Origin of the sequence: Kitasatospora sp. NPDC048286 (genome assembly GCF_043201735.1) — a bacterium.
In the GTDB taxonomy this organism is placed as follows: Bacteria; Actinomycetota; Actinomycetes; order Streptomycetales; family Streptomycetaceae; genus Kitasatospora.
On record NZ_JBICZE010000005.1, the window covers coordinates 223229 to 237729 of the forward strand.

15 protein-coding genes and 1 riboswitch are annotated in these 14501 nt (G+C 71.9%); of the genes, 10 read left to right on the top strand and 5 right to left on the bottom strand.

Going from position 1 to position 14501, the window contains the following annotated elements; all coding sequences use genetic code 11:
• Positions 1-15: 15 nt before the first annotated feature.
• A complete protein-coding gene (sodX, locus tag ACGF13_RS13565; protein WP_392874222.1) occupies positions 16-378 on the bottom strand; it encodes a nickel-type superoxide dismutase maturation protease in 363 nt (120 codons plus the stop codon).
• A 268-nt stretch (positions 379-646) separates the two neighbouring features.
• On the opposite strand from sodX, the gene sodN reads away from it, so the two are divergent.
• From sodN to ACGF13_RS13605, 8 genes are all read left to right on the top strand, one after another.
• On the top strand, positions 647-1042 hold the full coding sequence (gene sodN, locus ACGF13_RS13570) for a superoxide dismutase, Ni (RefSeq protein WP_045699892.1): 396 nt from the start codon (positions 647-649) through the stop codon (positions 1040-1042).
• A gap of 88 nt (positions 1043-1130) precedes the next feature.
• Positions 1131-1280, top strand: a riboswitch (cobalamin riboswitch).
• A 90-nt stretch (positions 1281-1370) separates the two neighbouring features.
• Positions 1371-2450 carry a FecCD family ABC transporter permease gene (locus tag ACGF13_RS13575; RefSeq protein WP_392873246.1) on the top strand — a complete coding sequence of 360 codons (1080 nt, stop codon included), beginning with the start codon at positions 1371-1373 and terminating at the stop codon, positions 2448-2450.
• 5 nt (positions 2451-2455) lie between these two features.
• Complete coding sequence (locus ACGF13_RS13580) at positions 2456-3265, top strand: ABC transporter ATP-binding protein (protein ID WP_392874225.1); 810 nt, start codon at positions 2456-2458, stop codon at positions 3263-3265.
• Positions 3266-3292: 27 nt separating this feature from the next.
• Complete coding sequence (locus tag ACGF13_RS13585) at positions 3293-4285, top strand: ABC transporter substrate-binding protein (RefSeq protein ID WP_392873249.1); 993 nt, start codon at positions 3293-3295, stop codon at positions 4283-4285.
• A gap of 88 nt (positions 4286-4373) precedes the next feature.
• Entirely contained in the window at positions 4374-4757 is a 384-nt protein-coding gene (locus tag ACGF13_RS13590) for a nuclear transport factor 2 family protein (protein ID WP_392873252.1), read from the top strand.
• Between the two features lie 10 nt (positions 4758-4767).
• Positions 4768-5244 (top strand): GNAT family N-acetyltransferase, encoded by a 477-nt coding sequence (locus tag ACGF13_RS13595; protein ID WP_392873255.1) that lies wholly within the window; start codon positions 4768-4770, stop codon positions 5242-5244.
• A gap of 191 nt (positions 5245-5435) precedes the next feature.
• Positions 5436-5846, top strand: a complete 411-nt coding sequence (locus ACGF13_RS13600) for an anti-sigma regulatory factor (RefSeq protein WP_392873258.1) — start codon at positions 5436-5438, stop codon at positions 5844-5846.
• Between the two features lie 179 nt (positions 5847-6025).
• A complete protein-coding gene (locus tag ACGF13_RS13605; RefSeq protein WP_392873261.1) occupies positions 6026-7039 on the top strand; it encodes an RNA polymerase sigma factor SigF in 1014 nt (337 codons plus the stop codon).
• 56 nt (positions 7040-7095) lie between these two features.
• Here the strand turns inward: ACGF13_RS13605 and ACGF13_RS13610 are convergent, their stop codons facing one another.
• Positions 7096-7524 (bottom strand): hypothetical protein, encoded by a 429-nt coding sequence (locus ACGF13_RS13610; RefSeq protein WP_392873264.1) that lies wholly within the window; start codon positions 7522-7524, stop codon positions 7096-7098.
• 50 nt (positions 7525-7574) lie between these two features.
• On the opposite strand from ACGF13_RS13610, the gene ACGF13_RS13615 reads away from it, so the two are divergent.
• On the top strand, positions 7575-8546 hold the full coding sequence (locus ACGF13_RS13615; protein ID WP_392873266.1) for a diacylglycerol/lipid kinase family protein: 972 nt from the start codon (positions 7575-7577) through the stop codon (positions 8544-8546).
• A 368-nt stretch (positions 8547-8914) separates the two neighbouring features.
• Positions 8915-9166: a WhiB family transcriptional regulator gene (locus ACGF13_RS13620; protein WP_014138019.1), complete on the top strand. Its 252-nt coding sequence runs from the start codon at positions 8915-8917 to the stop codon at positions 9164-9166.
• Between the two features lie 487 nt (positions 9167-9653).
• Here ACGF13_RS13620 and ACGF13_RS13625 read toward each other — a convergent pair whose 3' ends face one another.
• From ACGF13_RS13625 to ACGF13_RS13635, 3 genes are all read right to left on the bottom strand, one after another.
• Positions 9654-11174: a sensor histidine kinase gene (locus ACGF13_RS13625; protein ID WP_392873269.1), complete on the bottom strand. Its 1521-nt coding sequence runs from the start codon at positions 11172-11174 to the stop codon at positions 9654-9656.
• A gap of 452 nt (positions 11175-11626) precedes the next feature.
• On the bottom strand, positions 11627-12685 hold the full coding sequence (locus ACGF13_RS13630; RefSeq protein ID WP_392873272.1) for an SIS domain-containing protein: 1059 nt from the start codon (positions 12683-12685) through the stop codon (positions 11627-11629).
• A 262-nt stretch (positions 12686-12947) separates the two neighbouring features.
• On the bottom strand, positions 12948-14228 hold the full coding sequence (locus ACGF13_RS13635; RefSeq protein WP_392874228.1) for an extracellular solute-binding protein: 1281 nt from the start codon (positions 14226-14228) through the stop codon (positions 12948-12950).
• Between the last annotated feature and the right edge of the window lie 273 nt (positions 14229-14501).

Consider the following 14501-nt stretch of genomic DNA (forward strand, 5'->3'; position numbering starts at 1 on the left):
CGGGGCCCCGGGGCCTCAGACCTCCTCCACCCAGGCGCCGAGCCGGCGGGCCAGGCCCGGCACCCGGGCCAGCCGCGGGGTGAGCAGCAGCCGCTCCAGCCGGCGCCCCGGCGCCAGCCAGGCCGGGCTCGGGCTCAGCCGCAGCAGCACCCGGCCGAGCACCAGCTCGTCCGGGACGGCGCCGTAGCTGCGGCTGTCGCTGTCCACCGGGCGGTTGTCGGACAGCAGCCACCAGCCCTTGGGCCGGCGCTCGGCGGCCCGCTTCACCACCAGCAGGTCCTGCTGGAACGGGTGCCGGAAGACCACCACCGCGCCCGGCCGGATCGGCGCGCCGTACCGGACCAGCAGCCGGTCGCCCTCGCGCAGGGTCGGGACCATCGACGGCCCCGCCACGTCGACCAGCCCGAACGGCAGCACTCCGCCCCGGTCCCCGGCTCCGACGTCCTCCGGTCGCGTGCTCCGCGCCACGACTCCTCCTCCCGCTCCGCCCGTCCCCCAGTCTGCCGTACGGGCCGTCAGCGCTCCGATGTCCGGAATACCCCGGTTCCGGGTCCGTCTTTCGCCCTAGGCCCGCCGCCCGATCGCGAAACCGGGAGGGCGGAAGGGTAATCTCGGGCGCGGGAAGACGATCTAAGGAAGGACTCCCATGTTCTCTCGTCTGTTTGCACCGCGCGCCACCGCCCACGCCCACTGCGACCTGCCCTGCGGCGTGTACGACCCCGCGCAGGCCAAGCTCGAGGCCGAGTCCGTCAAGGCCACCCAGGAGAAGTACCAGGCCAACGAGGACCCGCACTTCCGCGCCCGCGCCATCATCATCAAGGAGCAGCGCGCCGAGGCCGTCAAGCACCACATCTCGGTGCTGTGGAGCGACTACTTCAAGGCCCCGCACTTCGAGAAGTACCCGCAGCTGCACCAGCTGATCAACGACACCCTGAAGGCCGCCTCGGCCGCCAAGGCGTCCACCGACCCGGCCACCGGCCAGGCCCTGCTGGACCTGATCGCCGAGGTCGACAAGATCTTCTGGGAGACCAAGCAGGCCTGAGCCTGACGCGTCGCCACCCGACCGCCCCCGTCCGGACCACCGGACGGGGGCGGTCGTGCGTTCACGCCCGATCCCCGGCCGGTAAGGGTTGCCTGCCCTGAGTGGCTGTTATGCTGCCAGGGCGTCCGAGGGGGAAGTCCGGTGTGAATCCGGCGCTGACCCGCAACGGTGAGCACGGCCCGTACCAGCCCGTACGGCCGCGCCAGCCCGATCGCCCTCGGCCGCCGAACTCCCGACAACTCGCCGTGGACTGCGAGGGGAACGGCGCCCCGGCACGCCCCGGCCCGCGCCCGCCCCGGCGCACCCCGGCCCGAGGCAAGGCGCACCCGTGAACCGCGCACCCGCAGACCGGGCAGTCGGCCCGCCCACTCGTCGCATACCCGTCGTCCCGCTCGCCGCCGGCCTCGGCGCCGCCCTCCTGCTCTCGCTGGTCTGCGGGGTCGCCCTCGGCTCCTCCGGGCTCGGCCTGCCCCGGGTGCTGCGGCTGCTGGGCGCCGGGCTGACGGACGGTCGGCTGGAGGCGGACGAGGCGGCCGCGTACGCGATCGTCTGGGAGATCCGGCTGCCGCGCACCGTGCTGGCCGCCGTGGTCGGCGCCGGACTGGCCGCCTGCGGCGTCGCCGTCCAGGCCCTGGTGCGCAACGCGCTGGCCGACCCCTTCGTCCTCGGCATCTCCTCCGGCGCGGCCGTCGGCGCCAACGCCGTCCTGCTGTTCGGCGCCTTCGCCTCGCTCGGCGTGTGGGCGATCTCCGCCTCCGCCTTCGGCTCCGCCCTGGCCGCCATGACGCTGGTCTACCTCGCCGCCCGCACCGCGTTCGGGCTCACCCCGCTGCGCCTGGTGCTCACCGGCACCGCCCTGTCCTACGGGTTCTCCGCCGCCACCACCCTGATGGTCTTCGCCGCCGACCGCGGCGAGGCCGCCCGGGACGCCATGATGTGGCTGCTCGGCAGCCTCGGCGGCGCCACCTGGGGCTCGGTGCCGATCGCCGCCGTCACCGTCCTGGCCGGCCTCGCCTACCTGGCCTGCGCCGCCGGACGACTGGACGCGCTCGCGATGGGCGACGAGACCTCCGCCTCGCTCGGCGTGGACCCGGACCGGCTGCGCCGCGAGCTGTTCGTGGTGACCGCCGCCGTCACCGGCACCGTGGTCGCGGTCAGCGGGGCGATCGGCTTCGTCGGGCTGCTGATGCCGCACCTGGCCCGGATGCTGGTCGGCGCCGGGCACCGCCGGGTGCTGGTGATCGCCCCGCTCGCCGGGGCCCTGCTGCTGGTCTGGGTGGACATCGCCTCGCGCACCCTGCTGGCGCCCGCCGAACTGCCCGTCGGGGTGTTCACCGCGGTGCTCGGCGTGCCCGCCTTCCTGCTGATGATGCGGCGCCGCGGCCAGTCCTTCGGAGGCACCCGGTGACCGACGTGACCGAGGCGGCCGCCGTGGCCGCGCACGCCCAGGACCTCGCCGTCGACGCCGCCTCGGTGGAGCTGGCCGGCACCCGGCTGGTCCACGAGGTGAGCCTGGCGGCCGCCGCCGGACAGGTGGTCGGGCTCATCGGCCCGAACGGCAGCGGCAAGTCGACGCTGCTGCGCTGCGTCTACCGGGTGCTGAAGCCGGCCGGCGGCGCGGTCCGGCTGGCCGGCGACGACCTGCACGCCCTCACCGCCCGCGAGGCGGCCCGCCGGGTGGCCGCGCTGACCCAGGAGCACTCCGCCGAGTTCGACTTCACCGTCGCCGAGGTGGTCGCGATGGGCCGGCTGCCGCACCGCCGCGGCTTCGGCGCCCCCACCGACGGGGACGCCGAGCGCTGCGCCGAGGCGCTGCGCAAGGTCCGGGCCGGACACCTGGCCGAGCGCGGCTTCCTGAGCCTGTCCGGGGGCGAGAAGCAGCGGGTGCTGTTCGCCCGCGCCCTGGTCCAGGAGCCGCGCCTGCTGGTGCTGGACGAACCCACCAACCACCTCGACATCGCCCACCAGTTGGAGGTGCTGGCGCTCGCCCGCGAGGCCGGCCCGACGGTGCTCACCGCGCTGCACGACCTCAACCTGGCCGCGGGTCACTGCGACCTGCTGTACGTGCTGCGGGCCGGCCGGATCGTCGCCTCCGGCACGCCCGAGGAGGTGCTCCGACCCGCCCTGCTGGCCGAGGTGTTCGGCGTCCGGGCCACCCCGGTGCGGCACCCGGAGAGCGGCGCCCTCCAGCTGCTGTTCGACCGTCTCGACCGCCCCGCCTGATCCGCCCCCCTGCCCAGAGGAACCACCGTGCGCACCAAGGCCGTTGCCGCCACCGCCCTGCTCACCCTCGGACTCACCGCCTGCGGGGCCGAGATCGCCCCCAAGGAGACCGCCACCGCCTCCGCCCACTACCCGGTGACGGTGGACAACTGCGGCGAGAAGCTCACCTTCGACCGGAAGCCCGCCCGGGTGGTGACCAACGACGTCGGCATCACCGAACTGATGCTCTCCCTGGGCCTCGCCGACCGGATGGCCGGCTACGTGATGCCCGACGACAAGGGGAAGATCGACCAGGTCGCCTGGAAGGACGGCTACCAGCAGGCGAAGTGGCTCTCCAAGCAGATCATCACCAAGGAGATCGCCCTGGACGCCAAGGCCGACCTGGTCTTCGCCGGCTGGCACTACGGCTTCGACGAGGGCCGCGGCGTCACCCCGCAGACCCTCAAGGCGCTCGGCATCGACTCGTACGTGCTCAGCGAGTCCTGCCGCAGCGGCAAGGGCACCGAGCGCGGCGTGATGGACCCGCTGGAGGCGCTCTACACCGACCTGGCCAACCTCGGCGAGGTCTTCGACGTCAAGGACCGCGCCGACAAGCTGATCGCCGACTTCAAGGCGCGGATCGCCGCCGTCCCGCAGCCCGAGCGCCGCCCGTCCGTCTTCCTGTACGACAGCGGGCAGGACAAGCCGTACACCGCCGGGAAGTTCGCCGCCGCCAACGAGATCATCGCCAAGGCCGGCGGGACCAACGTCATGGGCGACCTCACCGACACCTGGCTCACGGCCGGCTGGGAGAGCGTGGTGGAGCGCGACCCCGAGGTGATCGTGATCAACAACTACGGCAGCACCGGCGCCGAGGAGAAGCGGAAGTTCCTCAAGTCCTTCCCGCCGCTGGCCGGCGTCGCCGCGATCCGCAACGACCAGATCTTCGTCATGGACTACGTCGACCTGGTGGAGAGCCCGCGCAACCCGGCCGCGATCGGCGCGCTGGCCGGGTACCTGCGCACCGTCCCGGCCCGCTGACCGGCCCCGCTCTCGCTCCTCCGGCCCCGGGCGGCCGGGCGTACGCTCAAGGTACGAGCCGACGGAACCCGACCGGAGGAGCGAGATCATGACCACCACGGCGGCCCCCGCCGCCTTCGACACCCGCGCACTGCGCCAGGGCATCGAGCGCCGCGACGCCGAGACCCTCCTCGCGCTCTACGCGGAGGACGCCGAACTGCGCATGGTCGATCGCAAGACCCAGCCCAGCCACCCCCTGGTGATGCACGGGCGGGAGGAGATCGGCGCCATGCTGGACGACATCTACAGCCGCGAGATGACCCACAAGCTGGAACAGGTGGTGGTCCAGGGCGACCACGTCGCCTTCCTGGAGTCCTGCCGGTACCCGGACGGCGTCCGGGTGCTGATGTCCTCGATGGCCGGGCTGCGGGACGGCCGGATCGTCGACCAGACCTCCGTCCAGGCCTGGGACGAGACCGGTCCCGAGCAGTAGGCTCAGTGGCATGATCCGCACCGCCGTCGCCACCGACGTCCCCGTCATCCACGCCATGATCCGCGAACTCGCGGACTACGAGCAGGCACTGCACGAGGCGAAGGCCACCGAGGAACAGCTGCACCAGGCCCTCTTCGGCGAGAACCCGGCCCTGTTCGGGCTGATCGCCGAGGACGACACCACCGGCGAGCCGGTCGGCTTCGCGGTCTGGTTCCGCAACTTCTCGACCTGGCGCGGCACCCACGGGATCTACCTGGAGGACCTGTACGTCCGCCCGCAGTCCCGCGGCGGCGGCCACGGCAAGGCGCTGCTGCTGGAACTGGCCCGGATCGCCGTCGAGCGCGGCTACTCCCGGGTCGAGTGGTCGGTCCTGGACTGGAACCAGCCCTCGATCGACTTCTACAAGTCCATCGGCGCGGTGCCGATGGACGAGTGGACGGTGTACCGGCTCACCGACGAGGCGCTGGCCGACGCCGGACGGCGCTGAACGGCTCTCCGGAGTCCGGAGAAAGGGTCTGCCACCCTGCGTCGCAATGCCTTACCATGAGTAACTCCCGAACCGGGGTTGCGGAAGGCAGAGCGATGGTGGATCCGCCGCGCCGGACCCCCCTTCGGGGGCAGCAAGCGGTAACAAGCGGGGTACCAAAGAAGGCACAGCGCGTCACCCAGGAGGCAAGGGTGTCCCAGATCGACGGCGATCTCGGTGTTCAGGACTTCGTGGAGGTCAGGCTGCCCGCAGCGGGGGCCTACCTCTCCGTCCTGCGAACAGCGACGGCCGGGTTGGCGGCCCGGCTGGACTTCACACTCGACGAGATCGAGGACCTGCGGATCGCGGTCGACGAGGCCTGCGCCATCCTGCTCCAGCAGGCGGTGCCCGGCTCCGTCCTGTCCTGCGAGTTCCGGCTGGTCGGCGACTCGCTGAAGGTCACCGTCTCCGCCCCGACCACCGACGGCAAGGCCCCCGAGCGGGACACCTTCGCCTGGACGGTGCTCTCCGCCCTGGCCGGCGAGGTCGACTCCTCGGTCGCCGAGGACAAAACCGTGTCGATCAGCCTGCACAAGAAGCGCGGCGGCTCTCCCGTCCACTAGCCGGGCGCCGAGCCGAACCGCACGACCGAGCAGCACCGAGCAGCACCCGCGCAAGGGCCGTCCGCCGATCCCCGCCCCGGGGCCCGACGGACGGCTCCCGGTACCGCCGCCCACGCGGTACGACCAACGAGACGATTCCGGGGCCGTCGGCCCCGGTGCTCCCGGAACGGAACGGGGGAATGGCCGTGAGTGATCTGGACCGTACCGGCCTCGCGACGGCGGGACCTGCCGTACCGACCCAGGCGAGCGTTCCCGGCCTCGCCGCCAACGACGAAGCGCACCCGAAGGACGCCCAGCGGATGAGCCACCCCACCGAGCCGACGTCCGAGCCGACGCCTGCCGCCGCGCCCCCGCCGGACCCGGCGGACGGGACGGACCCGGCGGGCGAGGCCGAGCTGCACGGCACCGTCCCCACCCAGGGCTCGCACCGCACCGGCGCCCCGGACCGGGAGGCCGCCCGCGCGCTGTTCGTCCGGCTGTCCGCGCTGCCCGAGGGCTCCCCGGAGCGGGTCGAGCTGCGCAACCAGCTGGTGCGGATGCACATCCCGCTGGTCGAGCACCTGGCCCGGCGCTTCCGCAACCGGGGCGAGCCGCTGGACGACCTGACCCAGGTCGCCACCATCGGCCTGATCAAGTCGGTGGACCGCTTCGACCACGAGCGCGGGGTCGAGTTCTCCACCTACGCGACGCCGACCATCGTCGGGGAGATCAAGCGGCACTTCCGCGACAAGGGCTGGGCGGTGCGCGTCCCGCGCAGGCTCCAGGAGCTGCGGCTGTCGCTCACCACGGCGACCAGCGAGCTCTCCCAGCGGCACGGCCGCTCCCCCACGGTGCACGAGCTGGCCGAGCACCTGGGGATCTCCGAGGAGGACGTCCTGGAGGGCCTGGAGTCCGCCAACGCGTACTCCACGCTGTCCCTGGACGTGCCGGACAGCGACGACGAGTCGCCGGCCGTCGCGGACACCCTGGGCGCCACCGACGAGGCGCTGGAGGGCGTCGAGTACCGCGAGTCGCTCAAGCCGCTGCTGGCCCAACTGCCGCCCCGGGAACAGAAGATCCTGGTGCTGCGGTTCTTCCGGAACATGACCCAGTCGCAGATCGCCGCCGAGGTGGGGATCTCCCAGATGCACGTGTCCCGGCTGCTCGCCCGGACCTTGGCGCAGCTGCGGGAGAAGCTCCTGGTGGAGGAGTAGGACTGACGGCCGCTCAGTTCGGGCGGCCGCGCGTACGACTCCCGGCCCTGTGTGCCCTAGTCCTCGGACGGGGCGTACAGGGCCGCCGTCGACTTCGGGTTCAGCAGGCAGCCGATGCCCACCAGGCCGAGCACGCCGACCAGCGCGCCAACCGCGATCATCGCGCCGCCGCTCTCGAACATGTAGTAGGCGACCGGCAGGCAGATCGAGTTGGTCAGCACGGCCGGGCTGCGGCCCCAGCGGCGCTCCCTGAGCAGCGCGCGGGCGGCCAGCACCGGCAGCACGCCGAGCAGCACGATGACCGCTCCGCCGAACTCGTTCAGGGCGAGCTGCTTGGCCTGGCCGGACAGCGCGGACACCATGTCCGAGACGCCGACGAGGGCCAGCGCGATGCCCTCCAGGGCGGTGATGGCGGCGCCCAGCGTCAGGGAGGCCGGGCGCCCGGAGCCGGCCGAGGGTGCGGGGGCGGAGGTTTCTGCGGTCACTCCAGCAGGGTAGCCGCCGGTTGGTCCGTACCGACCCGTAGGCTTTCCCCATGCGCGCTCTCCTGGTCGTGAACCACAAGGCCACCACCACCAGTGGCCGGACCAGGGACGTCCTGATCCACGCCCTGCGCAGCGATCTCAAGCTGGAGGTCGCCGAGACCCAGTACCGGGGCCACGCGCGCGACCTGGCCCGCGAGGCGGCGGAGGACGGCACGGTCGACCTGGTGGTGGCGCTGGGCGGGGACGGCACCGTCAACGAGGTGGTGAACGGGCTGCTGGCGCACGGCCCGGGCGAGAAGGTCCCGCGACTGGCCGTGGTGCCGGGCGGTTCGACCAATGTGTTCGCCCGCGCGCTGGGCCTGCCCAACGACCCGGTGGAGGCCACCGGTGCCCTGCTGGACGCGCTGGAGCACGGCCGGGAGCGGCCGATCGGGCTGGGCAAGGCGATGACGGAGGGGCTGCCGGACCGCTGGTTCACCTTCACCGCCGGCCTCGGCTTCGACGCCGGGGTGGTCGGCCGGGTCGAGGAGCAGCGACGGGCCGGGCGCAAGTCCACCCACGCCCTGTACGTCGGCCAGGCCCTGCGGCACTACTTCACCCAGCGTGAGCAGCGCCGTTCCGGCCCGGTCTCCCTTGAGCTGCCTGGCCGCGAGCGGGTTTCGGGCCTGGTCCTGTCGATAGTCAGCAACACCTCGCCGTGGACCTTCCTCGGCAACCGTCCGGTCTACCCCTCACCGCTCGCCTCCTTCGACACGGATCTGGACGTCTTCGGCATCACCCGGATGACGGCGTTCGGCACGGCTCGAACGGTCCGTCAGATCCTGCGGTCGTACGCACCTTCGAGCGACGGCACCCCTCCGGCCGGCCCCTCCGGGAAGCACGTCGTCTCCTATCACGACGTCAGACACTTCACCTTGGTTTCGGAGGAAGCGGCCCCGTTCCAGGTCGACGGGGACCATCTTGGAGACAGGAGTCGCGTCAGTTTCACAGGCGTACGGCGGGCACTGCGTGTGATTGTGTGACTGGAAGGGGGGTTCCTCCTTCTTCTCGAACGCACAAGCCCCCTTCACTCCATAGAAGTACTGGCTGTGAGCTAGGCGACACCGAAGAATCCAAAATTCCTCCCCGAAGGGGGTTGTATCCGAGCCCGAGGTTTGCGAACCTCTACATGGCGATCGGGACACATCGCAGCGACGGCAACTCCGGAACCACAGGAGCGCCGACCGCGGTTCGTCCCTCGAATCGCCGAATCCCCTCAGCACAGACCACCCGGGCCCGGCGGGCCTCTGGTCTCTTTTGCTGTTGCGGGATTCGTGAAAGCGTTCACATTCACAAGCCATTCGATTGTGCCGATCGGGCCACCCCCCGCGGCAGGAGGAGTTGGACGACCATGGACTGGCGCCACCGCGCTGTCTGCCGCGAAGAGGACCCGGAGCTGTTCTTCCCGATCGGGAACACCGGTCCTGCTCTGCTGCAGATCGAGGAAGCCAAGGCCGTGTGCCGCCGCTGTCCGGTGATGGAGCAGTGCCTCCAGTGGGCGCTCGAGACCGGCCAGGACGCCGGCGTCTGGGGCGGCATGAGCGAGGACGAGCGTCGCGCGATGAAGCGCCGCGCCGCCCGCAACCGCGCCCGCACCGCCTGATCGCCCGGCGATCACACGCCGTAGCACCAGCAGCAACGCAGTACCGATCGACACATGATCAAAGGCTTCCCTGCACCTCCTGGTGAAGCCTTCCGCACAAAGGACCTCGCCCAGCCAGGTCCCGCGACACCGGACCCGCCCAGGCACTTGATACTGTTCACTTAGAGCAATATTGTGGAGCTATGGCGCTCACCGTGTGCAACGCACCGGCGAGGTGTCGCACCACCCAGAGCCCCCGCTCCGGCCGACTCCCCCCGACGGCCGGAACGGGTTGAGAGGCCCTGTCGACCCACCCCCCCCGGTCGACAGGGCCTCGTTTCTGTTTCCGCCCCCGGTTGTGCACCCGGTTGCGCGCCTGGTTCCGCACTCCGGTCCCGCGCTCCGCACGCCGGTGCGTGGAGCGTGCACCCGGCGCTTCCGCCGCGTGCACGCCCCCGCCACGCACCTTCACGCAACGTCGCACACCTTCGCGCACCTTCGCGCGGCCTCAGCGGACCGGGATCTCCAGGATCACCTTGGTCCCGCCGTTCGGGCCGGCCACCATGTCGAAGGTGCCGCCGAGCTCACCGGTGGCCAGCGTCCGGACGATCTGCAGCCCGAGGTTGCCCGCCGTCTTCGGGTCGAACCCCTCCGGCATGCCGCGGCCGTCGTCCTGCACCGTGATCAGCAGGTACTCCTCCGGCCGGGCGCCGCCGTTCCAGCTGTCCGACCAGCCCTTCCCCGTCGCCGGAGCCCGGCCGCGCAGCGCGCTGACCTCCAGGTTCCCGGAGGCGGTCGGGCCGAACGCGTGCTCCAGGGCGTTCTGGAGCAGTTCGGTCAGCACCATCGACAGCGGGGTCGCCACCTCGGCGGACAGGATGCCGAAGCTGCCGGTGCGGCGGGTCGCCACCCGGCCGTCCTGGGACAGCTCCATCACCATCGCCAGCACCCGGTCGGCGATCTCGTCGAAGGCCACCTGCTCGTCCAGTGCCTGGGAGAGCGTCTCGTGCACGATCGCGATCGAGCCGACCCGGCGCACCGCCTCGTCCAGCGCGGCCCGGCCGGACTCCGAGTCCATCCGGCGGGACTGCAGCCGCAGCAGGGCCGCGACGGTCTGGAGGTTGTTCTTCACCCGGTGGTGGATCTCCCGGATGGTGGCGTCCTTGGTCATCAGCTCGCGGTCCCGGCGGCGCAGCTCGGTGACGTCCCGGCACAGCACCAGCGAACCCGTCAGGGTGCCCTTGGGCTTGAGCGGGATCGCCCGCAGGGTCACCACTCCCCCCTGCGCCTCGACCTCGGTCTGCCGGGGCGCCCAGCCGCTCGCCAGCTTCACCAGCGCCTCGTGCACGGCCGAGCGGGACGGCGGGGCGAGGTCGGCGGTGGCCCGGCCGAGGTGGCTGCCGACCAGGTCGGTGGTGAGGCCGAGCCGGTGGTAGGCGGAGAGGGCGTTGGGGCTGGCGTAGGTGACGATGCCGTCCGCGTCCAGCCGGATCAGGCCGTCGCCGACCCGGGGCGCGGCGTCCATGTCGGCCTGCTCGACGTCGGGGAACGGGAAGGAGCCGGCCGCGATCATCTGGGCCAGGTCGGAGGCGCTCTGGAGGTAGGTGAGCTCCAGCCGGCTCGGGGTGCGGACGGTCAGCAGGTTGGTGTTGCGGGCGATCACGCCCAGCACCTTGCCCTCGCGCCGGACCGGGATCGACTCGACCCGGACCGGGACCTCCTCGCGCCACTCCGGGTCGCCCTCGCGCACAATCCGGCCCTCGTCGAAGGCGGCGTCCAGCAGCGGGCGGCGGCCGCGCGGGACGAGGTGGCCGACCATGTCGTCCTGGTAGGAGGTGGGCCCGGTGTTGGGTCGCATCTGCGCCACCGAGACGTAGCGGATGCCGTCCCAGGTGGGGATCCACAGCACCAGGTCGGCGAAGGAGAGGTCGGAGAGCAGCTGCCACTCCGAGACCAGGTGGTGGAGCCATTCCACGTCGGCCCCGGTGAGGGTGGTGTGGCGGCGGACGAGTTCGTTCAGCGAGGGCACATGGCGAGCGTATCGCCGCCGGTCCCGGCGGGGCGCGGCGGACCTGGGAGCGGGCCTGCGGGAGGGCCCGGGCGGGGTCCGGCGGGAGGCCCGGCGCGGGGTCCCGCCACCCCCGGAGTTGTTTAGACCAATTTGCCGAGAGGCCTGGACAACCGAGATTGGTCTAGTCCACAATGAAAGAGCACCAAGGAGAGGCCCGCGCGCAACTGCCCTGACCGCGCGCGACCCCTCCTCGGTCGGACGCCACAGATCGAGGACCCCGCACAGTTCTCGACCGACTCCGGCGCCCGACGACAGCTCCGGGCTGCGGTGCCGCACGGGTTGAGGGTCCCGTGTCGGCGCCGTGGCCCGTAGTGCTTTCCACCCCCGGAACCACTTGTCCGCCGCTCAGGAAGTCGGCCCCCGGTCCACAGGGCCTGTGGACCGGGGGCCGACTCCTCGCCCGGGGCGGGCTACCGCGTCTCGGTGACCTTGGCCAGGGCGCGCGGGGCGTCCGGGTCCTGGCCGCGGGCGATGGTGACCTCGTAGGCCAGCAGCTGCAGCGGCAGGATCTCCAGGATCGGCTGCACCTCCTCGGGCACGCCGGCCGGCAGCGCGAAGCCCGCCGAGGCGGCGTCCACCTGCGCCTGCCGGCCGACCACCACCAGGTCCGCGCCGCGCCCGCGCAGGCGGTCCAGCACCGGCTGGAGGGCCTCGCCGCCCTTGCCGTCCGGGACGATCGCGATGACCGGCGAGACGTTGTCCACCATGGCCAGCGGACCGTGCAGCAGGTCCGCGCCGGAGAACGGGGTGGCCGGGATGTAGGTGGTCTCCATCAGCTTGAGCGCCGCCTCGCGGGCGGTCGGGTAGCCGTAGCCGCGCGAGGTGATCACCAGGCGCTGGGCGAAGCGGTAGCGCTCCGCCAGCGCCTTCACCTCGGCCCTGCGCGCCAGCACCCCGGCGGCCAGCCCCGGCAGCCCCTCGGCGGCCGAGCCGTCACCGCCCCGCAGTCCCTCGACCAGCAGGTAGAGCGCCAGCAGCTCGGCGGTGTAGGTCTTGGTGGCCGGCAGCGCCTTCTCCGGGCCGGCCAGCACGTCGATGTGGAACTCGGAGACCTCGGCCAGCGGCGAGGCGGCGTTGTTGGTCACCGCGAGGGTGACGGCGCCTGCCTCGCGGGCGGCCTTGGTGGAGGCCACCAGGTCGGGCGAGCCGCCGGACTGGCTGACGGTGACGACCAGGACGTCGGTGAGGTCCGGCTTGGCCCCGTACGCGGTGGTGGTGGACATCGAGGTCAGTCCGGCCGGCTTGCCCAGCAGGATCTCGATCAGGTACTTGGCGTACAGCGCGGCGTTGTCGGACGTGCCGCGCGCGGTGAGCAGGACGAACCGCGGCTTGCGGGCGGCGATCTGTGCGGCGACCTCGCGGATCTTCGGGGCACCCTCGTCGAGGATGCGCTGGAGGACGGCCGGCTGCTCGGCCATCTCCGCCGCCATGATCCGGCCGGGGACGGAAACAGTCTGCGGGTCGGACATCTGGGTCTGCCTCCGATGAGACGGTTCGACCCCGCTCGGGCGGCTGCCCGGCGGGGACCTCCACGGCGGCGAGTCCGCACACTCGCTGCGGTACTTCGTGCGGCAATCCTACGGTCGCACCTGCCGCCGGGCACTCCGTCCGCGCGCCCCGCGAGGACGGAGTGCGCCCCCGGAGGCCGGACGGACGCGCCCCTCCGGCTTCCGGACGGACGCGCCCCTCCGGAAGCCGGAGGGGCGCACCGCGACGGGCCGCGACGGAAGGTCAGGACGCCTTGTTGATCAGCTGGTCGATCGCGGCGTCGGCCTCCTTGGTGGCCTGGTCCACCGACTTGCCCTTGAGGATCGAGGCCAGCATGTCCGGGATGATCTTCTGCTTCTCGATCGCGCCCCAGCCGGGTGCCAGCGGGGTGAACCAGGCGTCCGGGACGGCGTTGGCCGCGGCGGCGGTGGTCGGCTTGTTCTTCAGCGGGTTCAGCTGGGTCAGGTTGTTCGGCAGGATGTCCTTGTCGGCCAGCGCCTGCTGGGACTTGGTGCCGGTGAACATCCGGATCCAGTCGGCGGCCGCCGCCGCCTGCTGGGACTTGGCGGTGAGGGCGAGGTCGGAGCCGCCGATGAAGGTCGGCAGCGGCTTGCCGTCCGGGCCGGGCATGGTGGCCACCTTGACGGCGTCCTTGAGGCTCGGGTCGCCGGTGACCGGCGCGGTGACGCTCGCCGCCTCGTAGCCGTTGCCGTAGAAGGACGCGGCGTGCCCGCGGGCCATCGACTCGAACTGGTTCTGCTCGTTGACCGTCAGGTCGCCCTTGTTGTACTTGCGCACCAGGTCGACGAAGTGGGCTATGCCCTGCTGGGACTTGGGGTCGTGCAGGGTGCCGTGCCAGTTGCCGGAGCCGTCGAACTTGGCGATGGCGCCGCCGTACGCGGCCACGTAGCTCATCGCGGCGTACCAGTACGGGCCGGGCAGGTACAGCGGGGAGAAGGTCTTGTCGGCCTTGTTCCGGTCCGCGATCTTGTCCAGCGCGGCCAGCAGCTCCGTCTCCGTCTTCGGGAAGTCGGCGCTGCCGGTGGCCTGTTGGAAGGCGGTGGAGTTGTAGATGGCGACCCGGGAGCCGGCGTAGTAGGGCACGCACCAGAGCTTGTCCTGGTACGTGCAGGTGTTGGCGAGCGCCTTGATCCAGGTGTCGGAGTTGTCGAAGGTGCTGCGGTCCACCGGGGCCAGCGCGCCGGAGAGCACGTACTTCATGGTCTCGGTGTTGCCCAGCTCGACCACGTCGGGGGCGCTGCCGTCGGCGATGGCCTTGTCGAGCTTGCCGACCTTGTCGGCCCAACCCTGGTAGACGAGCTTGAGGCTGATGTTCGGGTACTTCGCCGCGAACTCGTCGTTGACCCGCTGGACCAGGTCCGGCCAGTTCTTCTGGGCGTCGTCCATCAGCCAGACGGTGACGGTGCCGGCGGCGCCCTTCGCGTCCGCGGAGCCGGCGGGAGCGCCGCCGCCCGCGGGCTTCGCGGCCGAGGAACAGGCCGTCAGACCGACCGCCAGTGCCATGGTCCCGAGCGTCGAGATGAGCTGACGCTTCTTCACGCCATCCTCCGAGGGTTGTAGAGCCGTGTTGCCCGCCGGCAGCGTGATTGGCGTCGCCCGTGGCGGAGAGTCCGGACAGGGGGCGGCGAAGAGCTTCGGGGAGGGCCGATACCACATCCGGCGAGGTTGAATCTCGAACCGGATGACTGGACTCTGGCCTAGACCATAGGTGGTGTCAACGACCAAAAGCCCTCCTCGGGGCGGCCGTTGCAGAGCTGTTGTACCGCGTGGCGGCCA